General features: G+C 69.8%; 20 protein-coding genes. 10 read left to right on the top strand and 10 right to left on the bottom strand.

The annotated features are described in order from the left end of the window. Positions 1 to 153: 153 nt before the first annotated feature. Positions 154 to 1377: a formaldehyde dehydrogenase, glutathione-independent gene (fdhA, locus tag OHA77_RS02640; protein WP_406315875.1), complete on the top strand. Its 1224-nt coding sequence runs from the start codon at positions 154 to 156 to the stop codon at positions 1375 to 1377. Positions 1378 to 1598: 221 nt separating this feature from the next. On the opposite strand, the gene OHA77_RS02635 is transcribed toward fdhA, so the two are convergent. Genes OHA77_RS02635 through OHA77_RS02625 form a run of 3 tightly spaced genes read right to left on the bottom strand, consistent with a single transcriptional unit; the run spans position 1599 to position 5217 of the window. Then, positions 1599 to 3689 (bottom strand): xanthine dehydrogenase family protein molybdopterin-binding subunit, encoded by a 2091-nt coding sequence (locus OHA77_RS02635; protein ID WP_406315873.1) that lies wholly within the window; start codon positions 3687 to 3689, stop codon positions 1599 to 1601. Continuing rightward, positions 3686 to 4672 carry an FAD binding domain-containing protein gene (locus OHA77_RS02630; RefSeq protein ID WP_406315871.1) on the bottom strand — a complete coding sequence of 329 codons (987 nt, stop codon included), beginning with the start codon at positions 4670 to 4672 and terminating at the stop codon, positions 3686 to 3688. Before OHA77_RS02630 ends, OHA77_RS02635 begins: the two co-directional genes overlap by 4 nt. Further along, complete coding sequence (locus OHA77_RS02625; protein WP_406315869.1) at positions 4669 to 5217, bottom strand: 2Fe-2S iron-sulfur cluster-binding protein; 549 nt, start codon at positions 5215 to 5217, stop codon at positions 4669 to 4671. The genes OHA77_RS02630 and OHA77_RS02625 overlap by 4 nt, the downstream gene beginning before the upstream one ends. A 517-nt stretch (positions 5218 to 5734) precedes the next feature. On the opposite strand from OHA77_RS02625, the gene OHA77_RS02620 reads away from it, so the two are divergent. Further along, positions 5735 to 7237, top strand: a complete 1503-nt coding sequence (locus tag OHA77_RS02620) for a discoidin domain-containing protein (RefSeq protein WP_406315867.1) — start codon at positions 5735 to 5737, stop codon at positions 7235 to 7237. A gap of 44 nt (positions 7238 to 7281) precedes the next feature. Here OHA77_RS02620 and OHA77_RS02615 read toward each other — a convergent pair whose 3' ends face one another. Together OHA77_RS02615 and map are read right to left on the bottom strand one after the other, a co-directional pair. Further along, a complete protein-coding gene (locus tag OHA77_RS02615; RefSeq protein ID WP_406315866.1) occupies positions 7282 to 10107 on the bottom strand; it encodes a carbohydrate-binding protein in 2826 nt (941 codons plus the stop codon). Between the two features lie 546 nt (positions 10108 to 10653). Continuing rightward, positions 10654 to 11436, bottom strand: a complete 783-nt coding sequence (gene map / locus OHA77_RS02610; protein ID WP_406315864.1) for a type I methionyl aminopeptidase — start codon at positions 11434 to 11436, stop codon at positions 10654 to 10656. 66 nt (positions 11437 to 11502) lie between these two features. On the opposite strand from map, the gene OHA77_RS02605 reads away from it, so the two are divergent. Beyond that, on the top strand, positions 11503 to 11802 hold the full coding sequence (locus OHA77_RS02605) for a helix-turn-helix transcriptional regulator (protein ID WP_326822269.1): 300 nt from the start codon (positions 11503 to 11505) through the stop codon (positions 11800 to 11802). A gap of 128 nt (positions 11803 to 11930) precedes the next feature. On the opposite strand, the gene OHA77_RS02600 is transcribed toward OHA77_RS02605, so the two are convergent. Next, positions 11931 to 13127: an NAD(P)/FAD-dependent oxidoreductase gene (locus tag OHA77_RS02600; protein WP_406315862.1), complete on the bottom strand. Its 1197-nt coding sequence runs from the start codon at positions 13125 to 13127 to the stop codon at positions 11931 to 11933. Positions 13128 to 13220: 93 nt separating this feature from the next. Next, positions 13221 to 14165: an RNA polymerase sigma-70 factor gene (locus tag OHA77_RS02595; protein WP_326822271.1), complete on the bottom strand. Its 945-nt coding sequence runs from the start codon at positions 14163 to 14165 to the stop codon at positions 13221 to 13223. A 717-nt stretch (positions 14166 to 14882) separates the two neighbouring features. On the opposite strand from OHA77_RS02595, the gene OHA77_RS02590 reads away from it, so the two are divergent. After that, on the top strand, positions 14883 to 17306 hold the full coding sequence (locus OHA77_RS02590; RefSeq protein ID WP_406315860.1) for a transglycosylase domain-containing protein: 2424 nt from the start codon (positions 14883 to 14885) through the stop codon (positions 17304 to 17306). A gap of 81 nt (positions 17307 to 17387) precedes the next feature. Here OHA77_RS02590 and OHA77_RS02585 read toward each other — a convergent pair whose 3' ends face one another. The 3 genes from OHA77_RS02585 to OHA77_RS02575 form a co-directional block, all read right to left on the bottom strand. Continuing rightward, positions 17388 to 17516, bottom strand: a complete 129-nt coding sequence (locus tag OHA77_RS02585; protein WP_326822273.1) for a hypothetical protein — start codon at positions 17514 to 17516, stop codon at positions 17388 to 17390. A gap of 892 nt (positions 17517 to 18408) precedes the next feature. After that, a complete protein-coding gene (locus OHA77_RS02580) occupies positions 18409 to 19500 on the bottom strand; it encodes a M20 family metallopeptidase (protein WP_406315859.1) in 1092 nt (363 codons plus the stop codon). Beyond that, entirely contained in the window at positions 19497 to 20561 is a 1065-nt protein-coding gene (locus tag OHA77_RS02575; RefSeq protein WP_406315857.1) for a LacI family DNA-binding transcriptional regulator, read from the bottom strand. Before OHA77_RS02575 ends, OHA77_RS02580 begins: the two co-directional genes overlap by 4 nt. Before the next feature lie 208 nt (positions 20562 to 20769). Between OHA77_RS02575 and OHA77_RS02570 the strand changes: the two genes are divergently transcribed. The 6 genes from OHA77_RS02570 to OHA77_RS02545 are packed head-to-tail and all read left to right on the top strand — an operon-like array spanning position 20770 to position 26340. Continuing rightward, a complete protein-coding gene (locus tag OHA77_RS02570; protein ID WP_406315856.1) occupies positions 20770 to 21744 on the top strand; it encodes a substrate-binding domain-containing protein in 975 nt (324 codons plus the stop codon). Positions 21745 to 21761: 17 nt separating this feature from the next. Further along, positions 21762 to 22553 carry an ATP-binding cassette domain-containing protein gene (locus OHA77_RS02565; RefSeq protein WP_406315855.1) on the top strand — a complete coding sequence of 264 codons (792 nt, stop codon included), beginning with the start codon at positions 21762 to 21764 and terminating at the stop codon, positions 22551 to 22553. Continuing rightward, complete coding sequence (locus OHA77_RS02560) at positions 22550 to 23551, top strand: ABC transporter permease (protein ID WP_406315853.1); 1002 nt, start codon at positions 22550 to 22552, stop codon at positions 23549 to 23551. The genes OHA77_RS02565 and OHA77_RS02560 overlap by 4 nt, the downstream gene beginning before the upstream one ends. After that, positions 23548 to 24651 (top strand): phosphotriesterase, encoded by a 1104-nt coding sequence (locus OHA77_RS02555; protein WP_406315851.1) that lies wholly within the window; start codon positions 23548 to 23550, stop codon positions 24649 to 24651. Before OHA77_RS02560 ends, OHA77_RS02555 begins: the two co-directional genes overlap by 4 nt. After that, positions 24651 to 25400, top strand: a complete 750-nt coding sequence (locus OHA77_RS02550; protein WP_326822280.1) for a glutamine amidotransferase — start codon at positions 24651 to 24653, stop codon at positions 25398 to 25400. Before OHA77_RS02555 ends, OHA77_RS02550 begins: the two co-directional genes overlap by 1 nt. A gap of 1 nt (position 25401) precedes the next feature. Continuing rightward, the gene (locus OHA77_RS02545) at positions 25402 to 26340 is read left to right on the top strand and encodes a nucleoside hydrolase (RefSeq protein WP_406315850.1); all 939 of its coding nucleotides are present in this window, start codon (positions 25402 to 25404) and stop codon (positions 26338 to 26340) included. Positions 26341 to 26411: the final 71 nt, after the last annotated feature.

Genomic DNA, 26411 nt, shown 5'->3' with positions numbered 1-26411 from the left:
GGGTTGCGATGGTCGGTTGCCCGCTGGGAGCACCGTTCGGGGACGTCATCGGGACGATGTCGCTCGTCACCACCGGTCCCGGTCCGGTCGTCGCCGTCCTTTCCGCGGGGAAAAACCGCTCCATCGCTGCTTTCGGGGAGAAGGGAGAGCGTCATGCCCGATAACAAGGGCGTCACCTACCAGGGGCCGGGCACAGTGGAGGTCGAAGCCATCGCCTACCCCGAGTTCGAGCTCAAGGACGGGCCCGGGGTCAACCCGGCCAACGTGGGACGCAAGGTCCGGCACGGCGCGATCGTCAAGGCCGTCGCAACGAACATCTGCGGCAGCGACCAGCACATGGTCCGGGGCCGTACCACCGCGCCGCACGGGCTCATCCTCGGTCACGAGATCACCGGTGAGGTCGTCGAGGTCGGTCCCGACGTGGAGTTCGTCAAGGTGGGCGACCTGGTCTCGGTCCCCTTCAACATCGCCTGCGGCCGCTGCCGCAACTGCAAGGAGGGCAAGACCGGCGTCTGCGAGAACGTCAATCCCGACCGGCCCGGTTCGGCCTATGGGTACGTCGACATGGGTGGCTGGCCCGGTGGGCAGGCCGAGTACGTGCTCGTCCCCTACGCCGACTGGAATCTGCTGAAATTTCCGGATAAGGATCAGGCGATGGAGAAGATCCTCGACCTGGCCATGCTCGCGGACATCTTCCCGACCGGTTTCCACGGTTGTTTCACCGCCGGGGTGAAACCGGGGTCGACCGTCTACATCGCGGGCGCCGGTCCGGTCGGACTCGCCGCCGCGGTGTCGGCGTTCCTGCTCGGGGCCGCCGTGGTCATCGTCGGCGACCTGAACAAGGACCGCCTCGCCCAGGCCCGCACCTTCGGCTGCGAGACCGTCGACGTCTCCCAGGGCGAGCCGCAGGACCAGATCGAGCAGATCCTCGGTGAGCCCGAGGTGGACTGCGGCGTCGACGCCGTCGGGTTCGAGGCCCACGGCCACGGGGCCCAGGCAGGCACGGAACAGCCCGCCACCGTGCTCAACTCGCTCATGGACCTCACCCGCGCGGGCGGCGCGCTCGGCATCCCGGGCCTGTACGTGACCGGTGACCCGGGCGCCCACGACGAGGCGGCCAAACAGGGCTCCCTGTCCATCCGCCTCGGCCTCGGCTGGGCCAAGTCGCTGTCCTTCGCCACCGGTCAGTGCCCCGTCATGCGGTACAACCGCCAGCTGATGATGGCGATCCTGAACGACCGGGTGCAGATCGCGAAGGCGGTCAACGCCACGCCGATCCCGCTCGACCAGGCCCCACAGGGATACGCGGACTTCGACCAGGGCGCCGCGCGCAAGTACGTGCTGGACCCGCACGGCATGCTGGCCGGCTCCAGGTAGACCGGGGAGCGGCCGGCGCCGGCCAAGGGGACGCGCCTCCGGGCGTGAACGCCCCGGGACCGACGCGACGGGGGAGGAGCGGCCGGCGCCGGCCAAGAGGGCTCGCCTCCGGGTGTGGACTCCGGGACCGACATGCCGGGGAGGAGCGGCCGGCGAGAGGCACTGGGCTGTTCCGGGGTGTTCCGGCCGCGCCGGCGGGCGGCCGGAACACCCCGGGGGCCCTACCGCACCAGCTTGTCCAGGCGGATCGGCAGGTCACGGACGCGCACGCCGGTGGCATGGTGCACCGCGTTGGCGATCGCCGCGGCGGTGCCGACGATCCCGATCTCACCGATGCCCTTGGACCCCATCGGGTTGAGGTGCGGATCGTCCTCCTCGACCCAGAACGCCGCGATGTCGGGCACGTCCGCGCAGGTGGCGATGTGATACTGGGCGAAGTCGTGGTTGAGGTAGTCGCCGAACCGGCGGTCCATGACGCTCTCCTCCAGCAGGGCCGTGGACAATCCCATGGTCATGCCGCCGATGAACTGGGAGCGCGCGGTCTTCGGGTTGATGATCCGGCCCGCGGCGAAGACCCCGAGCAGCCGGAGCACCCGGGTCTCCCCGGTGTCGGCGTCCACGCCCACCTCGGCGAACTGCGCACCGAAGGCGTGGCGGGCGAACCGCTGCTGACCGCGGATCTCCTCTGTCGTGTCGGCGCTCGTCTCGATGCCGTCGGGGGGCACGTCACCGCCCCGCCGGTCGAGCTCGTCCAGCAGCGCCTCGCAGGCCCGCACCGCCGCCGTGCCCCACGAGGCGGTCCCCATCGACCCGCCGGCCAGCGAGGCGGTGGGCAGCGCGCTGTCACCGATCTCCACCCGGACCCGGTCCGGCGAGGTGCGCAGCGCGTCGGCGGCGATCTGGGTCAGCACCGTCCGGGCGCCGGTGCCGATGTCGGCCGCGGCGATCCGTACGGTGAACCGGCCGTCCGGCTCGGCCCGGACGCTCGCCTGGGACGGGCGCCGGTAGACCGGGTAGGTGGACGACGCCACCCCGGTCCCGACCAGCCACCTGCCCTGACGCCGGACCCCCGGCGTGGGGTCGCGATCGGCCCACCCGAACCGCCGCGCGCCGTCGCGCAGGCAGGCCACCAGGTTGCGGGAGCTGAACGGCAGCCCGCTCTCGGGGTCGGCGTCCGGCTCGTTGCGGATCCGCAGCTCGATCGGGTCGAGCCCGCAGGCGATCGCCAGCTCGTCCATCGCCGACTCCAGCGCGAACATCCCCGGGGCCTCACCGGGTGCGCGCATCCAGGACGGGGTGGGGACGTCGAGCCGGACCAGCCGGTGGGTCGTGCGCCGGTCGGGCGCGGCGTACATCATCCGGGTGGGCACGGTGGTCTGTTCGGCGAACTCCCGGAGCGTGGAGCTCTGCTCGAACGCCTCGTGCACGATCGCGCGCAGCCGCCCGTCGGTGTCCGCCCCGAGCCGTACCCGCTGGATCGTCGGGGTGCGGTAGCCGGTCACCGCGAACATCTGCTGCCGGGTCACTGCGAGTTTGACCGGGCGGCTGGTCTGCTTGGCGGCGAGCGCCGCGAGGATCACGTGCGGGTGCGGAGCGCCCTTGGATCCGAACCCCCCGCCCACGTGCGGGGAGATCACCCTGACGTTCGCCGGCGGCATGCCGAACAGCGACGCGACGGTGTCGCGGACCAGGGAGGCCCCCTGGTTGGAGTCGTAGAGCGTCAGCCCGTCGCCGTCCCATTCGGCGACCGTCGCGTGTGGCTCCATCGGGTTCTGGTGCTCGGCCGGGGTGCTGTAGGTGGCGTCCACCACGACCGGGGCGGAGGCCAGGGCGGCGTCCGGATCGCCCTGCTCGACGTCGGCGGGGAAGTTCGGATTGACCCGGTCCGGCCGGTACATGCCCGGATGATCGGCGCGCAGTTCGACGTCGTGCCGCTCGGCGGCGTACTCCACCCGCACCGTCCGGGCCGCCTCCCTGGCGTCCTGGAGCGTCTCGGCCACCACGAGCGCGACGTACTGGCCTCGGTAGGAGACCCGGGGGGACTGCAGCACGGACAGCTCGGGATTGTCGGCGGGGGCCAGCTTGGGGGCGTTGCCGTACCAGATGGTGGTGATCACGCCGGGGCGCTTGAGGACGGCGTCGACGTCCACGGTGAGGATCTCACCTCGGGCGACGGTGGCCTGTACCGGCACCGCGTAGACCACGTCCCGCGGTGCGTACTCGTAGGCGTACCGGGCATGGCCGGTGATCTTGTCCGGGCTCTCGACCCGGTCCATCCCCGAGCCGACGGACAACGGAACCGTGGTGGTCATGAGGTCTCCACAAGGTCGGTGAGCGTACGGACCAGGACGTTGCGGGCGAGCGGCACCTTAAATCCGTTCTCCGGCAGCGGTCGGGCCTGGGCCAGCTCCGCGTCCGCGGCCCGGGTGAACCCGGCCGCGGTGGCGGGAGTCCCGCGCAGCGCCTCCTCGGCGAGCCTCGCCCGCCAGGGCACGTGCGCGATCCCGCCGAACGCGATCCGGCAGTCCCTGACCACGCCGTCGGCCACGTCCAGCGCCACCGCCACCGACACCACCGCGAAGGCGAAGGAGACCCGATCCCGCACCTTGCGGTACTTCGACCGGATCGTGGGCGGCAGTGCGGGCAGTTCCACCGCGGTGATCAGATCGCCCGGCTCCAGAACGGTGTCACGGTCCGGCTCATCGCCGGGCAGCCGGTGCAGACCGGGCATCGGCACCTGACGCGTCCCGCTCCGCCCCTGCACGTGCACGGTCGCACCGAGCGCGGCCAGCGCCACGGCCATGTCGGAGGGATGGGTGGCCACGCAGGCGGCGGACTGACCGATGATCGCCAGGTTGCGGTGGTCGCCTTCGACGGCGGGGCAGCCCGAGCCGGGCTGCCGCTTGTTGCACGGCTTGGAAACGTCCTGGAAGTAGGAGCAGCGGGTGCGCTGCAGCAGGTTGCCACCGACCGTGGCCATGTTGCGGATCTGGCCCGACGCCCCCGACAGCACCGCCTCGGCCAGCATCGGGTACCGCCGTCGCACGGCCGGGTGGGCCGCCAGGTCGCTGTTGCGCACGCCCGCGCCGATCAGCAGGCCGTCGTCCGCGGTGTCCTCGACCGTGCCGGAGGCGACCCGGGTGACGTCCACCAGGGCGTCGGGTGAGACGACGCCCAGCCGCATCAGATCCACCAGGTTCGTGCCGCCGCCCAGGTACATGGCGTTGGGCCGTTCAGCCAGCGCGGCCACCGCCGCCTGCGCGTCCGTGGCCCGCTGGTAGGCGAAGGGCCTCACGACGCCACCTCCCCGATCGCCGCGACGATGTTGACGTAGGCTCCGCAGCGGCACAGGTTGCCGCTCATCCGCTCCCGGATCTCCTTTTCGTCGAGACGCGGTGAGGTGCTCACGTCCTCGGTGACCACGCTCGGCCATCCCGCGGCCGCCTCGGCCAGCATCCCGGCCGCCGAACAGAGCTGTCCCGGGGTGCAGTAACCACATTGGAAGGCGTCGTACTCGACGAACGCCGTCTGCAGCGGATGCGGTGTGTCGCCGTCGGCGAGCCCCTCGACCGTGGTGACCTCCTGGCCGTCGAGGGTCACCGTCAGGGTCAGGCAGGACTTCACCCGTCGCCCGTCCACCAGCACCGTGCAGGCCCCGCACTGCCCGTGATCGCAGCCCTTCTTCGCCCCGATCAGGTCAAGCTGCTCGCGCAGGGTGTCAAGGAGCGTCTCCCGCGTGTCCACGGTGATCGGGTGCTCGGTCCGGTTGACCGACAGCCGGAGGTCCGCCGTGACCGGGGTCGGGGCATCCCATCGTGTCGTATCGGATTCGTCATTCATGGCGCTTCTTTACCCGGTTGCCTGTCATGCATTTCCCCGCTTTCGCCAACAGACGTTTGACCTTTGCCGAACGTCGGCGCCGGCCCGGTTTGAGAGCCGCATGGAAGGGGACGAGGGGAAGCTGCGATCGGTGAGGTTCGTCCCAGGTCAGACCTGATCCTCAGAGGTCCGAGGGCTGGGAGACCGGCCCGACATGGGCGCCGTCGAGCGCCACCGCCCGCTGGTTGGGCACCGCTCCCTGCCAGGCGGGTGAAGCGGCACCTGTCGCTCCGGCCCCACCGGATGCGACACGTCTATATGTTGCCGAAACGTTACGGCGGGTGGAACGTTTCGACGCTTGCTCCGCATCGCGAGACGTCTTTTAATGCGGCAAGCTGCGCAAATTTCAGCGCAAAATATGAAATTTGATAGTTGGGCGATGGAATTTCATCGGAAGGAGTGGCTGGGGCGCAGCCGTCGCAGCGGTGGGGAGTCTCGCCCACCGGAAGAACTCATCGATACGAGGAGCGATTCACCCATGCGAAACTGGCGAAGCGCGGCGGCCGTCACCGCCCTGCTCCTGACCGCGGGCTTGACAGCCCCCGGAACGCAGGCGGCGCTGGCCGCCGGAGCGGCCGTCGCGGAGGAGCACACCGCCTCGGACGTCCATCTGTTCTACTACCCCTGGTACGGCAGCCCGGCCGTGTCCGGCGGCTACCGGCACTGGCAGCAGGGCGGCCACACCCCGCCCGGCGACGTGGGCGCGGACCTCTACCCCGCGCTCGGCCCCTACGACTCCGGGGACTTCGCCGGCGCGGTGACGCAGCACATGCGCTGGATCCAAAGATCGGGCGCCGGGACCATCGTCTTCAGTTGGTGGGGACGGGACTCCTACGAGGATCGGCTCGCCGCCGGAGTCCTCGACGCGGCGGCGCGATTCGGGATCAAGGTCGCCTGGCATCTCGAACCCTACGCCGGCCGTACGGCGGCCTCGACGGTGGCCGACATCGCCTACATCAACTCCCGCTACGGGAGCAGCCCGGCGTTCTACCGCGACGCCGAGCACGGCGACCGCGGTGCCTTCTACGTCTTCGAGAGCCTGCGGATCGCCGACTGGTCCGCCCTGGACCAGGTACGCGCGCACAGCATCGTGCTGGCGCAGACCACCGACACCAGCAAGGTCGCGCACTTCGGCGGGATGTACACCTACGACGCGATCGCCGGCGCGACGGCCCCGGGCTGGAAGCAGGCGAGCGACTTCTGCAGGGCGAACGGCCTCGTCTGGGCGCCGTCCGTGGGACCCGGCTACGTCGACGACCGGGCGGTTCCCGGCAACACCACCCCGACGCTGAGCCGCGACAACGGCGCGACCTACGACCTGGAGTGGCGCAACGCGCTGGCTCCGGCCACCGGCGGGTCACCGAGCTGGGTCTCCGTCACCTCGTTCAACGAATGGCACGAGGGGTCGGTCATCGAACCGGCGAGTTCCACCCCGCCCGCGGGACTCGGCTACCAGACCTTCGCGGGGGCCTACGGCACGACGGGCGCCGCCGCGGAGACCGCCTATCTCGACCGGACGGGGTACTGGGTCGACCAGTTCGCCGGGGAGGTCACACCACCCGCCCCCGACCTGGCGGCGGGCCGGGCGATCACGGCGAGCAGCGCCACCGGCGGATACCCCGCGGCCAACGCCAACGACGGCGACCCCGGCTCCTACTGGGAGAGCCTCAACCACTCCTTCCCGCAGTCCATCACCGTCGACCTGGGCGTGGTGAGCAGCGTCGGCAAGATAGTCCTCAGGCTGCCGCCGTCGCCGGCCTGGGGCGCCAGAACCCAGACCCTCTCGGTCCTGGGCAGCCAGAACGGCTCGGCCTACTCGACGCTCTCCCCGTCCGCCGGCCGTACCTTCGACCCGGCCACCGGTAACACCGTGACGATCACCTTCCCCGCCACCACCCAGCGCTACCTCCGGCTGACCGTCACCGGCAACACCGGCTGGCCCGCCGGGCAGGTCGCGGAGTTCCAGGTCTTCCGCGGCTAGAGAGGGCCCGTGGCGCGCCGGTGCGGCGCGCCACGGGCCGTGGCTCACCTGGTGAGGGTGAGCGTGTCGACGTCGAAGAGGTAGCCGCCGCCTCCGAGGTAGACGAGGAAGAGAGGGCCGGTGGCCGATCCGGTGAGGGGGGTGGAGACGTTCTGGAAGGTTTCCCAGCCGCCGGTGTTCGGTACGGTGACCGTGCCGAGGAGGGTGCCGGTGGCCGATCCGGAACGGATCTGGATGGTGCCGCCGGATCCGGCGGAGGAGATGCGGGCGCTGAAGGCGGTGGCGCCGGTGGTGGTGACGGTGGAGTAGCCGGTCCAGTCGCCGTTCTCGATGTATCCGGCGGTCTTGCCGCCGCTGGCGGAGGCGTGGTTGGCGGGCTGGACGCCCGAGGTGGAGGTGTAGGACTCCGCCTCGGCCGTGGTGCCCGTTCCGGTGACGAAGGTGAAGGCGTCCACGTCGAACAGGTTGCCCGAGCCGGTCGGGCCCTTGAACACCAGGAACAGCGTGGTGGTCGCGGCGGGTGCGCCGGCGATGTTCGTGGTGACGTCGGTGAAGGTCTCCCAGCTTCCGGTCACCGGTACGGTCGCCGTGCCGAGGAGGGTGCCGGTGGCGGAACCCGCCCGCACCTCGATGGTCCCGCCCGCTCCGGCCGAGGAGACCCGGAAGGACGCGCTCCTGACGTCGGACAGCAGGTAGGGCTGGAAGGAGATCCAGTCACCGTTGTCGATGAACCCGGCGGTCCGGGCGCCCTCGGCGGCGGCGTGGTCGGCCAGTTGGACGCCGGACTGCGCGCCGAAGTGCTCGGCCTGCCGGTGCCGGGGCTGCAGCACGCGGACGCTGTGCGTGGTCAGGCCGCCGGCGTCGGTGTACTCCGCGTCGAAGACGCCGTAGACGTTGGCCGCGACGTCGTGCTCACCGTCGATCGGCACCGCGATGCTCCCGGAGCAGCCGTTCTTGGAGGTGATCGCGTGGCGGTGGCTGTCGTGGCCCAGCAAGTAGGTGACCTTCACCTTGGCGCAGTCGACGGTGCCGTCCTCCGGGTCGCTGACGCCGACCTGGAAGGGAACGGTGTCCCCGAAGGAGAACGGCCGGCCGTCGCCGGGGGTGGTGAGCGAGACGGTCGGCGCGCTGTTGCCGACGGTCACCACGACGCTCGCGGTCCCGGTCAGCCCGGCCGGGTCGGTGACCGTCAGGGTCGGCGTGTAGGTGCCGTTGACGGTGTAGGTGTGGGCCGGGTTGGCCTGGGTGGACGTCCCGCCGTCGCCGAACCTCCACGAGTAGCTGAGGGCACCGCCCTCGGGGTCGGAGCTGCCCGCGGAGGAGAAGGAGACGGCCAGCGGGTTGGGACCGGAGGTTCTGTCCGCGGCCACCTTGGCGACGGGGTTGCGGTTGGTGCCGCCGATGTACTCGATCCGGTAGAGCGCCTGGTTGTCGCTGCCGGTGCCGTAGTCCAGCACGTACAGCGCGCCGTCCGGGCCGAAGGCCATGTCCATGACCTGGGTGCCCGTCCACGGGAACGCCGAGATCTCACCGGGGGAGCCGTCGGACTCGACCTCGATCGCCTTGATCCAGCGCCTGCCGTACTCGCCGGCGAAGTAGCGGCCGTTCAGCGAGGAGGGGAACTTGACGCTGGAGTCGAGGGCCGCGTCGTAGCGGTAGACCGGTCCGCCCATCGGCGACTCCGAGCCGCCGCCGAACTCCGGTGGTGAGCCCGCGTCGCCGTACTTGATCCAGCTCGACTTGGCCGCGGGGAGCGTGGCCAGGCCGGTGTTGCGGAAGGAGTTGTTCGCCGGGCCGCCCGCGCAGTCGTACTTCGCGCCGGAGGGGCCGCTGGGGAAGGTGTACTCGTTGTAGGTCTCGGCGGTGGTGTTGGTGCCCGTGCAGTACGGCCAGCCGTAGTTGCCGGGCGCCGTGATCCGGTTGAACTCCACCTGGCCGCCGGGACCGCGGCCGGCGTCGGCCGCGCCCGCGTCGGGGCCGTAGTCGCCCAGGTAGACGATGCCGGTGGCCTTGTCCACCGACATCCGGAACGGGTTGCGGAGACCCATCGCGTAGATCTCCGGCCGCGTCTTCGCGGTGCCGGGCGCGAAGAGGTTGCCCGAGGGGATGGTGTAGCCGCCGCCGGGCTGCGGCTTGATCCGCAGGACCTTGCCACGCAGGTCGTTGGTGTTGCCCGAGGAGCGCTGGGCGTCGAACTGCGGGTTTCGGTTGGTCTGCTCGTCGAGGGGCGAGTAGGAGTTGGACTCGAACGGGTTGGTGTCGTCCCCGGTCGTCAGGTACAGGTTCCCGGCCGCGTCGAAGTCGATGTCGCCGCCGACGTGGCAGCACTGCCCGCGGTCGTTGGGGACCTCCAGGACGATCTTCTCGCTGGCGAGGTCGAGCGTGCCGTCGGTCTTCAGCACGAACCGGGACAGGTTGAGGTGGCCTTTCCACGGGGCGAAGTCGGAGTCGGTGCCCGTATTGGGGGCGTCGCCCGACGGCGTGGTCAGCTTCGGCGAGTAGTACAGGTAGATGTAGCGGTTCGCGGCGAAACCGGGGTCCGCCGCGACGCCCTGCAGCCCCTCCTCGTCATGCGTGTAGACGTTGAGTGTGGCGGCGACCTTGGTGGTGCCCGCCGCGTCGGTGATGCGGACCGTGCCGTCCCGGGCGGTGTGGACCACCGACCGGTCGGGCAGCACCGCCAGGGACATCGCCTCGCCGAGTTTGGCCGCGCCGACGGCCAACTGCACCTGCTGGTAGTCGGACGGAGGGATGACGATCGCCGCCTGAGCGGTCTGGGCCGCGTGAGCCGTGGGGATCGCCAGGCTGCCGGCGGTGATCAGCAGCATCGTGGCGAGCAACCGGGTCCAGGGTCGAGAACGTGGTGACATGGGGATCCTTTCCTGACCTGGGGGGTTAAGTCAGGCAAGGCGCGCGCCGCCGCGCTGGTTGCCGTGGTGCTTCGGTGTCTTTATTTGTATTTGAGAGCAATTAATTGGGTTTGTAACACGGTGATGTCATACCGCGCACCCCTGAGTCGGGTAACGAATTAGCATCCGGCGGATGCGTTGCAGGTCAGCGAAAAATCAGAGCAAGGTTGTGAAAATGTTACACAATGCGAAACGTTTCGACGCTTGTGCTGCAGTCTCACCGGTGTTTTTAATTCGGCGAGCCAGGCAGATGAACCTGCGGACCCCTGAACCCTGGTGGCGGGCCGTATGTCCGGCCATCCCGCCCCTGACGTCCCCCGTCCTCGACCCCCTTGTCCCTGTCCGTCCGGCCGACCGATCCGTGATGGCGGCGTTCCCGCCGACCTCGGCTCCGTCACGGTTGCGCCGCTCCACGTCGGCCGGGCGGACGGGCCCCTCCCGGGATCCGCCCGAGACCTCCCGTGCGCTTCGCCGGCCAGAAGCATAGGGGCAGGCGTGGCTCCGACCTCACGGCTGCGCCTGTTTCGGCAAGGTGAGGATTTCGGCTCCGTCGCCGGTGATGGCGATCGTGTGCTCACTGTGTGCCGTCCGGCAGCCTGTCGCGCTTCGGAGTGTCCAGCCATCGGCGTCGGTGACGAGCTTGGCGGTGTCCGCCATGACCCACGGTTCCAGTGCGAGCAGCAGCCCAGGGCGCAGTCGGTATCCACGGCCGGGCTGTCCGGTGTTCGAGACGTGCGGGTCCTGGTGCATCGTCGATCCGACGCCATGGCCGCCGAACTCGGTGTTGATCCGATACCCCGCTTCGGAGAGGGTCGAGCCGATGGCGTGGGAGATGTCGCCGATGCGAGCCCCAGGGCCTGCCGCGGCTATCCCCGCGTACAGCGCACGCTCGGTCGCGCTGATCATCGCGACGCTCTCCGGGGGCCTCGCGTCGCCCACGATGAAGCTGATGGCGGAGTCTGCGACGACTCCGCCTTTGGAGACGGCGAGGTCGAGTGACAGCAGATCGCCGTCGGCAAGCGTGTAGTCGTACGGCAGTCCGTGGAGCACGGCGTCGTTGACGGACGTGCAGATGTAGTGGCCGAACGGCCCGCGTCCGAAGGACGGCTCGTAGTCGACGTAGCAGGACAGTGCCCCAGCCTCGACGATCATGGCCTCGGCCCACCGGTCGATGTCCAGGAGGTTCGTGCCGACCATGCTACGGCTCTTCAGGGTCTGCAAAATGTCGGCGACCAGGGCACCTGCCTCCTTTGCCCGGGCCAGTTCGGTGGGGTGCAAGATCTCGATCATGCGGCGCCTTTCTCGCGCAACCAATAACTATCCCGGCCATACTATCCCGGTATTAGAATCGGAGTCATGGTCAGGTTGCCGCTCACACCCGCAGAGGTCGAGCGCGGACAGCGCCTCGGCGCCTTGTTACGTCGTGCCAGGGGAGAGCGCTCGATGCTCGAGACCGCGCTCGATGCACGTGTCTCACCGGAGACCCTCCGGAAGATCGAGTCGGGCCGCGTAGCGACCCCTGCCTTTTCGACCATCGCGGCGATCGCCGATGTCCTCGGCCTCTCCCTCGATGTGGTGTGGGCCGAGATCAACCAGCCCGAACTACGGGGTTGGCCGGTGAGGCGCGGCGAACGATCCGATACGGGAATGCGGTGATGACGAAGTCGGGCACGCCCCCCACGATGGCGGACCACCGAGCTGACGAAGCGAAGGCGATCGTCGCCGCGTAGACCGACGGCGAAGCGGGCGCACTCGCACCGAGGGCGCCCGCTTCGCTTCGGGCGCTACGCCGGCGACTTGACGGCCGAGCCCGCCGCGGCCCACTCCCGCGTGACGCGGCGGCGCCGGGTCGGCAGTCCGAGTGTCGGGTTGGCGACGCCCCAAGCAGCGCCTTTGCAGATCAGCTCCTTGTAGACGGCGGCGAGCCGTCCGGTCAGGACCGCCTGCACGGCGCGGTCGTCGGCGGTGACGTACTGGATCAAACCCTCCTTGCGGCCCAGCGAGATGCACTGGTTGAAGTAGCGGATCGACGTGTTCGGGAGCTTCCCGCCGGTCAGGTGCGCCGCGATCGCGTCGGCGGCCTGCCACGCGGTCGGAGTTCCCGAGGCGCACGACATCCGCAGCGGCTTGTCTCCGGGGCCCATCACCATGGCCGCGTCGCCGACGGCGTACACGTCCGGGTGCGAGACCGAGCGCATGGTCCCGTCGACCACGATCTGGCCGGTGCCGGTGACCTCCAGGGCGGTCGCCTTCGCGATCGGGTGGACCGCGAAGCCGGTGGTCCACACGGTGACCGCGGCCGGGATGGCCCTGCCGTCGGCGGTGGCGACGCGGTCGGCTTCGACACCGGTGACGGCGGCGTGCTCGTGCACGGTGATCCCGAGCTTGCCGAAGACCTTCCGCAGGTGCCCGCGGCCCTTGGGCGAGAGCCAGTCGCCGAGGCCGCCGCGGGCGGCGAGGGCGACGTCGAGGTCCGGGCGGGCCTCGGCGATCTCGGTCGCGGCCTCCAGACCGGTGAGGCCGCCGCCGACGACGACCACGGTCTGCCCGGCGTCGAGGCGGGCCAGGCGCTCACGCAGCCGGAGTGCTCCGGGACGGCTGGCGATCTCATAGGCGTGCTCGGCGGTCCCGGAGACGCCTTGGGTGTTCCAGCCGCTGCCGAGGGCGTAGACGAGCGTGTCGTAGGGGAGTTCTCCGGCACCGTTCACGTCGACGACGGCGACGGTCCTGCGGTCGACGTCGACGCCGGTGACCTTCGCGAGCCTCGGTTCGACGCCGGTGCCCGCGAACATCTCGTCGAACGGCCGGGGCTTGAGGTCCTGGCCGGCCGCCAGCTGGTGCATGCGGACGCGTTCCACGAAGTCGGGCTCGGCGTTGACGAGGGTGATGGCGACGTCCTCGCGGCGGAGCCGCTTGGCGAGGCGGCCGGCGGCGATGGCTCCGGTGTATCCGGCTCCGAGGACGATGATGCGGTGCGGCATTTCCTTGCTCCTGTCTTGCGCGGATTCGCCACCTGAACCGGATGGCCCGCCGTTTCCTGACAGGAACGCGATGTGAAGCACCTCACATCGCGGCTAGAAGGCGTGGAACAGGGGCTCCCCGTGGTCGGCGGCCGCCCAGTGCGCGGTCGCGCGTTCGAGCTTGTCGGGGTTGACCTGGTTGCGGAACGCGGCGATGCCCTCGGCGGTGACCTCCAGGCACATGACGCCGACGACCTGGCCGGCCACGACGGCCACGACGGCGGGGTCGCCGTTGGCGGTCCAGACGTAGACCTCGGGCGCGCCGCCGACCAGGGCGCGCTTGGCCTCGCCGGGTTTGAACAGACCCCGCAGGAACTTCGCGACCGCGACGGCGCCCTCGAACGCCTTGGCGCGGGCCGGGACCTTCCCGCCGCCGTCTCCGATCGAGACGGCGTCCTTGGTGAGCAGGCGCACCAGCGGCTCGGTCTGGCCGCTGGTGGCGGCCGCCAGGAACTCCTCGACGATCCGCCGGGCGGCGGCCTCGTCGATCTCGGTGCGGGCCCTGCCGTCCGCGACGTGCTTCTTGGCGCGGTGGAAGATCTGCTGGCTGGCGGCCTCGGTGATGTCGAGGATCTCGGCGATCTCCCGGTGCGGGTAGTCGAAGGCCTCCCGCAGCATGTACACCGCCCGCTCGTTGGGGGAGAGGCGCTCCATGAGGGTGAGGACCGCATACGAGACCGAGTCGCGCTGCTCGGCGGTGTCGGCCGGGCCGAGCATCGGGTCGCCGGCGAGCAGCGGCTCGGGAAGCCATTGGCCCACATAGGTCTCGCGGCGCGCCCGCGCGGAGGTGAGCTGGTTGAGACACAGGTTGGTGAGGACCTTCGTCAGCCAGGCCTCGGGGACCTCGATGCGGTCGACGTCGGCGGCCTGCCAGCGCAGGAACGTCTCCTGCACGGCGTCCTCGGCCTCCCCGGCGGAACCGAGGAGCCGGTAGGCGATGGCCTCCAGGCGCGGCCTGGAGGCTTCGAACCGGTCGACGTCGTTCGCGGTCAAGGGCATGGCCCGATCCTAGATCGTGTCTCCTGGACCAGGAAGGTGAGCCCGGCCCAGGAGGGCGGGTGACCAGATCGTGATGTCGGCGATATGGACGGCGGCGCGGCAGCGGCCGGCCGGCTCGCCGCCTGAGGTCCCCCGCTTCATCCGGCTCCGAAATCGGCGAGATGACGCCGGAGGCGCGGCCGCGGTGGGACGCGAATACCCGGAAATTCCGCGTCTGAGTTGTTGACTTATGCCAAGGTTGTCGTGAAAAAACCTATTGGTCTCTTTCGTCCTCGGAACAGGCGACCCACCGAACGGTCCGGCTCCTCGTCGGCAGGTTCCGGGGACATGGTCCATTCCGGGAGCCGGGCCCCAGCATGACGGGGTGCGCTCTCCGCCTGCCGATGACGTCGTCGACCACATCGCCGGATGACTGAACAAGGACCCGTGAGTAACAGCAGCTATGACCCGGAGCCGACCGGCCGCCCCCAGAAAGCCGAGGGGCGGCCCGATGCATCGGCTCGTCCGGGGAGGCGTCAGCGCCCGTCCCAGGGGACCACGCCCGGCCACGCCTCCTCCCCCCACGTCGAGAACCCGCCGCCGAACCGGCCAGCCCGGATTCAGCCGAGCTCTTCGGCTCCGCCGACGGAGCGTCAGGACGGACCAGGCCGGAGCGGCGCTCCGGAGAGTCCACGCGGAGGGCGGCGCCGCGCCGCGGCCTTAGAGGACGCCCAGGCGATGGCCCAGCTCCCGCAGCCAGGTCCCGGCCGGCGCAGGAGCGGCCCCGGTGGCTCCGGCGGCTCAGCAGGTCCGGGCGGTACGGGAGGCCGCTCCAGGTCATGGAGATCCGGCGACCGGCGACAGAACAACCTCGGCGGCGGCCAAGGCGGTCGCAGGGGGCTGGGCGGGCCCGGCGGACCGGGCGACGGCGGTGGCGACGGCCGGCAAGGGCGGCCGGACGAGGACGACGGCCGCCCGCGCCGTACCGGCTGGAAGCGCTTCATCCCCAGCTGGAAGATCGTGGTCCTCGGCTTCACGGTCCTGGTGGTGGGTCTCTTCAGCATGATCATGGTGGCGTACGCCAACACCCCGCTGCCTCTGGGGACCCAGCAGCACGCCGTCGAGCAGGGCAGCATCATCTATTACCGGGACGGCAGAACCGAGATCGCGCGACTCGGCACCAAGCGCGAGATCGTCCCGATCTCCAAGATCCCGCCGCATGTTCAGGACGCCTTCATCGCCGCGGAGAACCGTACGTTCCGCACCGACCCGGGCTTCTCGGTGTCGGGCATCATGCGAGCGGTGTGGAGCACGGCGACCGGCCAGCAGGTCCAGGGCGGCTCGACGATCACGCAGGAGATGGCGCGGGGTTATTACGACGGCCTCAGCCAGGAGCGGACATTCCAGCGGAAGGTCAAAGAGATCTTCGTGGCGATCCGCGCCGGTAAGGAGATGCCGAAGGATCAGATTCTGGCCAACTATCTCAACACGATCTACTTCGGCCGTGGTGCGAACGGCATCCAGGCCGCCGCTCAGGCGTTCTTCGACAAGGACGTGGACAAGCTGACCCCTGCCGAGGGGGCCTACCTGGCGGGCCGGGTCCAGAGCCCGGACGCGTTCGATCGGGCGGAGGCGGAGAAGAACTGGGCACCGACCCGGGAGCGGTTCGCCTACGCCATCGACGGCATGGCGGTCGTTGACCCGGCCAAGTACGGGCAACTGCCCAGAACGGCGAAGTTCCCCAAGCTCGCCAGGCTGGACAAGAAAGAGACCCTCAAAGGCATCAACGGTTACATGGTCGACATCGTCCAGCGCGAGCTGGAGAAGCGGGGGATCACCAAGGAGAGCCTGCGCAGCGGTGGTTACCGCGTCACGACGACGTTCGACAAGAAGCTGATGCAGGCCGCGAAGAAGGTGGTCGAGACCAACCTCGCCGCCGTCCACGACAAGCACATCCGCGCGAACATGGCCGCCGTGGACCCGCGCAACGGGCGGGTGATCGCGTTCTACAGCGGCCACGATTACCTGAAGAGCTTCACCAACAACGCCTTCGACGCCTACAAACAGGCCGCGTCGGCCTTCAAGCCGTACGTGCTGGCCGCCTGGCTCGAGAACGGCTACAGCCTCAAGAGCTACGTGTCCGGCAACGGACCGGTCACCCTGCCGGGCACCAAGCCGATCGGCAACTCGCACAACCTGGGCGCGGCCGTGCAGATCGACCGGGCCACCGCCGAGTCGGTGAACACGGCGTTCGCCACGATGGCGCAGGAGGTCAGCCTGAAGGAGGTCGAGAGGATCGCCGAAGGCGCCGGGATCGACAAGAAGGATCTGGAGCAGGCCATCAAGGACCACGCCTACGGCATGTCCATCGGCGCCGGCCTGGTCACCCCGGTCGAGCAGGCCGCCGGGTACGGCATCTTCGCCAACGGCGGCGTCCACTATGACGCGCACGTGGTCGTCTCGGTCAAGACGTCCAAGGGGCTGACCGTCATGGAGGAGACCGGCCAGCCCAAAACGGTCATCAGCCCGGACACCGCCGCCGACGCCACGTACGCGATGCAGCAGGTGGTCAAGTACGGCACCGCCGCGGGCACCTCGCTGCCCGGTGGGCGTCCGATCGCCGGCAAGACAGGCACCAACAACGAGAACAAGGAGGCCTGGTTCGTCGGCTACACTCCCCAGCTCTCCGCGGCCGTCGGGATGTACAAGGAGGTCCCGCAGATCGACCCGAAGACCAGGAAGGTCATCAGGGACGCCAACGGCTACTCCCTGCTCAAGGAGGTCTCCCTCGGGAACATCGAGGGCGCCGGTACGCCCACCAAGATCTGGCGTGACTTCATGGCGATCGCCATGGCGGGCAAGCCGATCGAGCCGTTCCCGGCGCCCGTCTTCGGCGGTCAGGCGCACGACCTGGTGCAGAAACCGGCGCCCAAGCCGACCCGGGACCCGTTCGAGGACAACGACGACGACGTCAGCAGCGACCCGGCCTGCTCCGCCGACCCTGCCTGCAGCAGCGGTGATCCGGACGACGGCGACGGCGACCTCGGCACGGACGACGACCCGTTCGAGAACGGCGGAGATGAAACGCTGAACGACAACGGCGATCCCAGCGGGACCACCGGCACCACCTCTGACGGCGTCCGGCCCTTCGGGGGCGGATAGGGGCGGTCGCGCCGTCGGGCGTCGAGACCGGTGCCGACGGCGGAGGTCACGCGCCTCTCCGATCCTGGCCGCGCCGGGTGGTCACCTCAGTGGAGCCGGCGCGGTCGGGGAGGGGGACGGCGGGACGGGGGCGGCCGAGCTGGAGAGGGTGGCCGTCAGGATGTAGGCGGCGCCGAAGGCCAGGAGCAGGAGAACGACGGCGATCGCCATCTCGACGCTGGGTCTGAAGATCGGTAGGAGCAGAAGGCGCCGTACGCCCGGGACGCGGGTCCGTCGATGCCACCCCCGGGAGCGGCGGGCGGGCGGCACAGGGCGGCGCTCGACATCCCTTTCGGGGAGGACCGGATCGTTCACGCGGCGGCTCGCACCGGGTTTTTTCCTGGTCTCACGCAACCCCGACCGTTCATTGACGCCGCCCTCCGTTCTTTTGCTAATGGTCTCCTTCTACCCCCTGCTCGGACGGCCCTCAAGGGGTGTCGTCAACTCGTAATGAAACGCGATGTTCTCGCTAATATCACATATTACGCAAAATGCTACATAAACTATTAATGGCATCCGGTCTGCCGGATGGTGTTTCTCCGCGTCTCACGGGGTGCCGTGGAGAGGACGGGATCGGTCGCACGTGACCAGCGATGATGGTCGGGAAGGGATCCCGGACGCCCGGTCGATGGGCCCGGGCGGGTGCGGCGGAGCGGTAATCGCCGCACCCGAGCGATCCGCCGGATGAGAAGGGGCGCATTTCGCCGGCCGTTCCTGACCTGGGGGTTAAGTCAGGAAAGGCGCGCACCGCCGCGCTGGTTGCCGTGGTGCTTCGGTGCCTTTATTTATATTTGAGAGCATTTAATCTGGTTCGTACCACGGTGATGTCATGCTGCGCACCCCTGATCCGGGTGGCGAATGAGCAGTCGGTTGATGCGTTTTCCGGTCGGCGAAAAATCAGAGCAAGATTGCGAAAACGTTATATGAGGCGAAACGTTTCGACACTTGTGCCGCCGTCCCACCGGTGTGTTCAGTTCGGCGATCCAGGCAGATGAACCTGCGGACCCTGAACCGGGTGCCGGGCCGGGTGCGGGACCCGCCGGTGGAGTGGACAGGGCGGCCGTCAGTGGGCGAGCCGGGCCAGGGCGCCGACGTAGATCTCCACGGCATCCTCGATCCGCGGAATCTCGCAGTACTCGTCGGTGACATGTGCCTGCTCGGGCTCTCCGGGGCCGCAGATCACGACAGGCGGTGTGCCGCAGGCGGCGGTCAGCACCGAGGCGTCGGTGAAGTAACTGGCGGCCGGGCGGTCACCCGGGGGACGGGCCCCGGCGGCGAGCAGAACCTGCACGAAGGGATCGTCCGGGTCGGTCCACACAGCGGGAAGGTCGGTCAGCACCTCCAGCGACGTCTCCTCGCCCAGCTCCTTCCGCAGCCGCTCGCGCAGCTCGGCGTGGTCCTGGCCGGTGACCGTGCGCATGTCGACGGTCGCCTCGGCGAGGTCGGGGACGGAGTTCACGTTGATCCCGCCGTGCACCGTCCCCACGTTCACGGACGGCGCGCCGAGCCAGGGGTGTGCGGGACAGCCGGGATCGAAGTGTTCGACGGAGCCGATGGCGCGCGCCAGCTTGTAGACGGCGTTGTCGCCCAGGTGGGGCATCGAGCCGTGGGCGGTTCGGCCCTGGGCGGTCACCTTGAGCCAGAGCGCGCCCTTGTGCCCGAGCAGGGCGCGGTTCGCGGTCGGCTCGGCCACCAGCATCCCCCGGGACCGGCCGACCAGCCCATGGGTGATCATGTCGATCGCGCCCTCGCAGCCGGTCTCCTCTCCCACGGTGAGAACGATCTCCAGCGCCACCCGGGGGGCGGACCCGCGCGCGTGCCGCTCGGCGGCGACGACCAGCGCGGCGACCCCGGCCTTCATGTCGCTCGCCCCCCGCCCGTAGAGGCGGTCGCCGTCCACCTCCGCGGCGTGCGGTCCGTACGCCCAGGCCTGACCGCCCAGCGGGACCGTGTCGAGGTGGCCGGTGAGGGTGACGGGCACGCCCGTTCCCCACCGGGCCACCACCCCGGTGCGGCCGGGTGCGTAGGCGTGTGCCCGCACCTCGAAACCGGCGGTCTCCAGCCTGCGTACGAGCGGTTGGGCGACCGCGGCCTCGCCGCCGCCCACCGAGTCGATCCTGATCAGCTCGCGGGTCAGTTCCACGACGTCGGTCATGCCACTTCCTCTTCTTCCCGGCCGTCCCCGGCCACGATCCCCACACCGGTGCCCATGCCTGCGGTCACCGGCCGGCTGGTCTCCCGCACGACGAGCCGGGGGGCGATCGCCAAGCGCCGGGCAGGCCGTGGATCGCCCACCCGCGCCTGGCCCAGCAGGCGTACCACCTCGGCCGCCATCTCCTCTACGGGCTGGCGCACGGTGGTGAGCGGCGGGTCGCACATCGTCGCATGGCCGACGTCATCGAACCCCACCACCGATACCTCCTCGGGGACCTGTACGCCGCCGAGCCGCAACGCCCGCAGCAGGCCGACCGCGATCTCGTCGTTTCCGCAGACCACCGCGTCGGGCAGGGCGCCGTCGGCGAGCAGCCGACGACCGGCTTCGAACCCCCAGTCAAGGGTGAACTCGCCGAGCAGCGGCGTCTCGGAGGCCACCCCGGCACGGGCGGTGGCGAGCTGAAAGCCGGCCAACCGCAACCTCGCGGAGGAGTTCATCAGGCGACTGCTGACGAAGACGATCGAACGCGCCCCTCCGGCGACCACATGGTCGACCGCCTGGGCCAGTGCCGCGTCGTCGTCCACGCCCACCCAGTCGGCTCCGCCACCCTCGATGTATCGGTCCACCTGCACCAGCGGCACCTGCCGAGCGGCGTTCAGGACGGCCGGCGCGCTGGCCTCGAAGTCGCACGGGCTGATGATCAGGCCGTCCACCCGCCGCGCCAGCAGCGTGTTCAGCCGCCTGGCCTCGATCTCGGGCGTGTACTGCGAGGCGCACAGCAGCAGGTCCCGCCCGGTCTCCTGGAGCTGATGCTCCACCGCCTCGACCATCGTGGTGAAGAACGGATTGCCGATGCCGGGGACGACCATGCCGACCGTCCCGGTGGTCTGGTCGCGGAGCGCCTTGGCGACGGCGTTCGGCTGGTATCCCAGCTCGGCGGCCGCCCGTGTCACTCGCGCGGCCACCTCGGGGGTGACCTTGCGGCGGCCGGACAGGGCACGCGAGGCCGAGGCTACGGAGACGCCGGCCGCTCTGGCGACGTCGTGGATTGTCACACCCATGTTGTGTAATCGATTTCCCTAGTAGCGCTGAGGACAACCAGCCGGTTCCCTGCCTCAACGGCCGGGCCACGTGCGGGTCCCTAGAACGATAGAGCGTTCGGGGAGCTACGTCACCCTTGACGGACGTTTGCCCTGGTGGCTAGCATCCCCAGAAATTGGTAATCGATTACCAACCTTCCCCGTATCAGCGTCCTGAAAGGCTGATTCGATGGCACGACCGACTCGATTCACCCGCCTGGCAGCCGTCTCAGCGGTCCTCGCCACCGGCCTGCTGGCTGCGGCGTGCGGCGCGGACGGCGCCGGCACCGCCGCCGACGGCGGCGAAAAACCGCGCATCGGCCTGGTGCAGATCAACCAGCAGGCGATCTTCTTCAACGAGATGAACGCCGGTGCCCAGCAGGCCGCGAAGGAGGCGGGCGTCGATCTCACGATCTTCAACGCCAACGACGACGCCCTGAAGCAGAACGAGGCCATCGACAACTTCGTCCAGCAGCAGTTCGACGGCATCGTCGTGGTGGCCATCGACGTCGAGGGCATCAAACCCGCCGTCAAGATCGCCAAGGACGCTGGGCTGAAGGTCGCGGCCGTCGACGCGATCGTCGACTCCCCGGCGGTCGACACCCAGGTGGGCGTGGACAACGCCGCCGCGGCCAAGCAGATGGGCACATTCGTCAACGACTGGGCCAAGAAGCAGAACGTGGCCGCACCGAACATCGGCGTGGTCGGCGCGCTCAACTCCTACATCCAGAACCTGCGCAAGGACGGCTTCAACTCGACCGTCGAGGCGGCCGGCGCCAAGATCGTGCAGACCGTGGACGGGCAGAACAAGCAGGAAGCCGCCCTGGCCGCCGCCGAGAACCTGCTGACCTCGCGCTCGGACCTCACCGCCGTCTACGCCACCGGGGAGCCCGCGCTGCTCGGCACGGTGGCCGCGGTGAAGTCGCAGAACGTCGGCGACCGGGTCAAGGTCTTCGGCTGGGACCTCACCAAGGAGGCGATCGACGGGATCGACGCCGGCTCCGTCGCGGGGGTCGTGCAGCAGGACCCCCGGACCGAGGGCTACGAGGCGGTCAAGGAGGTCAAGGCGCTGATCGGCGGCGCGCAGGCCAAGAAGACCATCGATGTGCCCGTGACGATCGTGACCAAGGAAAACGTCGACAAGTACCGCTCCATCTTCAAGTGAGCGGCGGGGAGACCCACATGACCGACAACGAGGCGATCGGCGCGGACCGCGTGCTCATGCGCGACATCCGCAAACGATATGGAATGGTCGACGCGCTGCGCGGGGTGAACCTGCGGGTCGGCGCGGGCGAGGTGGTGGGACTGGTCGGCGACAACGCGGCCGGTAAGTCCACTCTGATGAAGGTCCTGGCGGGCACCGTCGTACCGGACTCGGGGGAGATCGTGTTCGACGGCCGCCCGGTGTCCTTCGCCGGCCCGCGAGACGCCCGCGAGCTGGGGATCGAGATGGTCTACCAGGATCTCGCGCTCTGCGACGACATCGACGTGGCGGGCAACCTGTTCCTCGGCCGCGAACCCCGTCAGGCCGGCGGCCTGCTGCTCGACATCAAGCAGATGCACAAGGAGGCGCGCCGGCACCTCGACGCGCTCAACATCCGGATCCCGCTCACCGACATCCCGGTGGGAGGGCTCTCCGGCGGACAGCGGCAGGCGGTCGCCATCGCCCGCGCCGTCACCTTCGGGCCCAAGCTTCTCATCCTCGACGAGCCCACGGCCGCACTCGCCGTCGCCGAGGTCGAGACCGTCCTGGAGCTGATCAAAACGGTCTCGGCGCAGGGCGTCTCGGTGATCTTGATCACCCACCGCCTGCAGGACCTGTTCCGGGTCTGCGACCGGCTCTGCGTGATGTACGAGGGAACGCTCCGTGCCGACCTCGACGCCCGCGCCACCAGCCTGGAGCGACTCGTTTCGGAGATCGTCGCCCATGACCAGGCCGAGGCCCACGACGAGACCGAGGGGGTGCGGTCATGACCGTCACCAGCCAGCGGGTGGTGACCACCCGGTCGGCCCGGGCCAGCGCGCACATCGGCAGGCACGCCCAGACCATCGCCATCGGGGTGGTGCTGGTCGTACTGCTGATCTTCTTCTCGTTCTCCGCCGACCGCTTCGCCACCGTCGGCAACGTGCTCAACCTGATCCGGCAGATCTCCCCGACGCTGATCGTCGCGGTCGCGATGACCTTCGTGATCAGCACCGCCGGCATCGACCTGTCGGTCGGCTCGACGGTCGCGCTGTCCGGCTCGTTGCTGGCGATCACCCTTCAGCAGGGCTGGAATCCCACCGTCGCCCTCATCGCGATCCTCGTGCTCGGCGCGGCGGTCGGGTTCGTCAACGGGTGGTTCTCCGCCTACCAGAACATTCCGGCATTCATCGTCACCCTGGCCATGCTGTCGATCATGCGAGGCACCGCCCTGCGCGCGACCGAGGGCTACTCCACCCCGATCGACGGCGACCTGTGGATCGTCCAGCTCGGTCAGGGCCGGATCGCCGGAGTGCCGGTGCCGGCCGTACTCGCCGTGGTGATCGCGCTGGTCGGCTGGCTGACCCTGACACGTACGCCGTTCGGCCGCTACGTGGTCGGTCTCGGTTCGAACGGCGAGTCGCTGCGCCGTACCGGAGTGAACACCCGCAGGATCGGGCTCACCGTGTACGTGCTCAGCGGCACGGCCGCCGCCCTGGCGGGGGTGCTGATCGCCACCCGGCTCAGTTCCGGGTCCTCGAACGCGGGCAGCGGCTTCGAGCTGGAGGTCATCACGGCCGTCGTCCTCGGCGGCACCAGCCTGTTCGGCGGCCGGGGCAGCATGCTCGGCACCATCTTCGGGGCCCTCACCCTCGGGGTCATCGCCAACGGCCTGGTGCTGCTGCACGTCTCGCCGTTCTACGTGCAGATCGTGCAGGGCGCCATCCTCCTGCTGGCCATCTTCGCCAACAACAAGGTGTGGGCGAAGTTCGGCGCGGTACGGAAATGACCAGCTCGACCGTCGCGGCCCAGGCGCGCGAGGGGGTGACCGCGACCACGGTGCTCGGTGAGGTACCCGTCGCCCAACTCGGGATCACGCTCTGCCACGAGCACCTGCGCAACGACGGCGCCAGCGCCTGGCATCCCGCCGCCGACGGCGACGCGGAGGGCGAGCTCATCGCCCGCTCACCCGTGCGGATGGAGTTCCTCGGCAGGCTGCGACTGGACCCCTACCTCTCCCGGGACAACGTCTCCCTCGACGACACCGGTGTGGCGATCGAGGAGGCGGCCAGGTTCGCGGCCAGAGGCGGCCGCACCCTGCTGGAGGTGACCCCGGAGGGCATCGGCCGCGCCCCGGCCGAGCTGGCCCGGATCGCCCGTGCCACCGGCCTGAACATCGTGATGGGCTGCGGCTTCTACCTGGAGCGCACCCATCCGGCGCGCGTCCGCGGCATGAGCGCCGCCGACGTCGCCGCCGAGATCGAGCGTGACCTGGCCGAGGGTGCCGGAGGAGTGCGGGCCGGGGTGATCGGCGAGATCGGGATCTCCCCGGACTTCACCCCGGCCGAGGAGAAGGTGCTCCGCGGTGCCGCCCGGGCTCAGGCCCGCACCGGTGTGCCGCTCTCGGTGCACCTGCCCGGCTGGGTACGGCACGGCCATCGAGTGCTCGACGTCCTCGCCGAGGAGGGCGGCATCCTCGCGGCCACGGTGCTCTCGCACATGAACCCCAGCCGGCTCGAGCGTGACTACCAGGTCTCGCTCGCCGTCCGGGGGGCCTACCTCGGATACGACATGTGCGGCATGGACTACCACTACCCCGGAGAAGGCCAGTCGCCGTGCGACGAGGAGAACGCCGCCGCCGTCGCCTGGCTGGTCCGTGCCGGCCTGGGCGACCGGCTGCTGCTCTCCCAGGACGTGTTCCTCAAGACCATGCTGGTCCGGTACGGCGGCACCGGTTACGCGCACATCCTCACGGACTTCGTGCCGCGCCTGCACCGCCACGGGCTGACCCCCGAGGACACCGACCGGCTGCTCGTCGCCAACCCGTTCGAGCTTTTCACCACCGCCCAGCGGATATCCACTGCGAATACTCACCGAAGGAGACACTGATGACCCGCGTGCTGGTCGCCGGCGAGACGTGGGTGAGCGAGTCGACCCACTACAAGGGCTTCGACTCGTTCACCACGACGACCTACCACACCGGTTTCGAGCCGCTGCGCGACGTACTGGTGGCCGACGGTATCGAGGTCGACCACCTCCCGGCGCACGATGTGCCCCGGCTGTTCCCCGGGACCCCCGAGGAACTGGCGGCCTATGACGTCGTCGTGCTCTCCGACATCGGCGCCAACAGCATCCTGCTGCACCCCGACACCTGGCTGCACAGCAAGAGGTCGGTCAACCGGATCGACCTGCTGGCAAGCTGGGTGGAGCAGGGCGGCGGCCTGGCGATGGCCGGTGGCTACCTCAGCTTCCAGGGCTTCGAGGCGAAGGCGGCCTTCCGCGGCACCGCCGTGGAACGCGTCCTGCCCGCCCGGATCTCCCCCTATGACGACCGGGTGGAGGTCCCCCAGGGCGTCCCGGGTGCCGTCGCCGATCCGGCCCACCCCATCGTGGACGGGCTGCCCTCCGACTGGCCCGACCTGCTCGGCTACAACCGCTTCGAGCTCCCCGAGGACGCCCGGCTGCTCGCCACCGTCGGCCCCGACCCGCTGCTCGCCGTACGGCAGGCCGGGGCCGGCCGTACCCTCGCCTGGGCCTCGGACATCGCTCCGCACTGGTGCCCCGAGGAGTTCGTCGCCTGGGACGGCTACCGTACGCTCTTCACCCGGGCCGTCCGCTGGCTGGCGAAGGAGATCTGACATGCCGATCCCGGTGATTCTCGACTGTGACCCGGGGCATGACGACGCCCTGGCGATCCTGCTGGCGGTGGCCGATCCGGCGATCGACCTGCGGGCGGTCGCCACCGTCGCGGGCAACCAGACCGTGGCGAAGACCGCCCTCAACGCGCGGCGGATGCTCAGCCTCGCGGGGGTGCGCGGGGTGCCGGTCGCGGCCGGCTGCGACCACCCGCTCGCCGGTCCGCTGGAGATCGGCGACTACGTGCACGGGGAGAGCGGGCTGGACGGCCCGGTCTTCGGCGAGCCGGACGTGCCCCTCGACCCGCGCCACGGCGTCGAGCTCATCCACGACACGCTCGCCGCCGCCGCCGAGCCCGTGACGATCGTGGCCATCGGCCCGCTGACCAACGTCGCCACGCTGCTGCGGCGCCACCCGGCCGACCGCGACCGGATCCGCGAGATCGTGATCATGGGTGGCTCCACCGAGCGCGGCAACCACACGCCCTACGCCGAATTCAACATCCACGCCGACCCGGAGGCCGCGGCGGAGGTGCTCGGCAGCGGCATCCCGACCACCTGGGTAGGGCTCAACGTCAGCCACCAGGCGCTCGTCACCGCCGACGTGCTCGACCGCATCGCCGCGCTCGGCACCCCGCTGGCCCGCGTCTGCGTGGAACTGCTCACCTTCTTCGGATCCAGCTACCACCAGACCTGGGGATTCGAGGCGCCCCCGCTGCACGACCCGATCACCGTCGCCTACCTGATCGACCCCGCGGTCCTCACCCACGTCCGGGTGGGCCTGCGGATCGAGGTGGACGGCACGCACACCCGGGGCGCCACCGTCGCCGACCTGCACGGCCGGATGGACTGGGAGCCCAACGCGAACGTCGGCACCGTGCTCGACCGGGACCGGTTCTGGGACCTCATGATCGGTGCGATCGACACTCTCGGCCGGCGCTGAGCCGCCTGCCCGGTGGAAAACCGCCTGCGGCCGGCTTCCCGGAGGGCGGCCTCCGGAGAGGTCGCCGGGCA

Source organism: Streptosporangium sp. NBC_01639 (genome assembly GCF_045209755.1).
In the GTDB taxonomy this organism is placed as follows: Bacteria; Actinomycetota; Actinomycetes; order Streptosporangiales; family Streptosporangiaceae; genus Streptosporangium.
The sequence above is the reverse complement of the archived record's forward strand: the minus strand, read 5'-3'. Positions and strand labels throughout refer to the sequence as shown.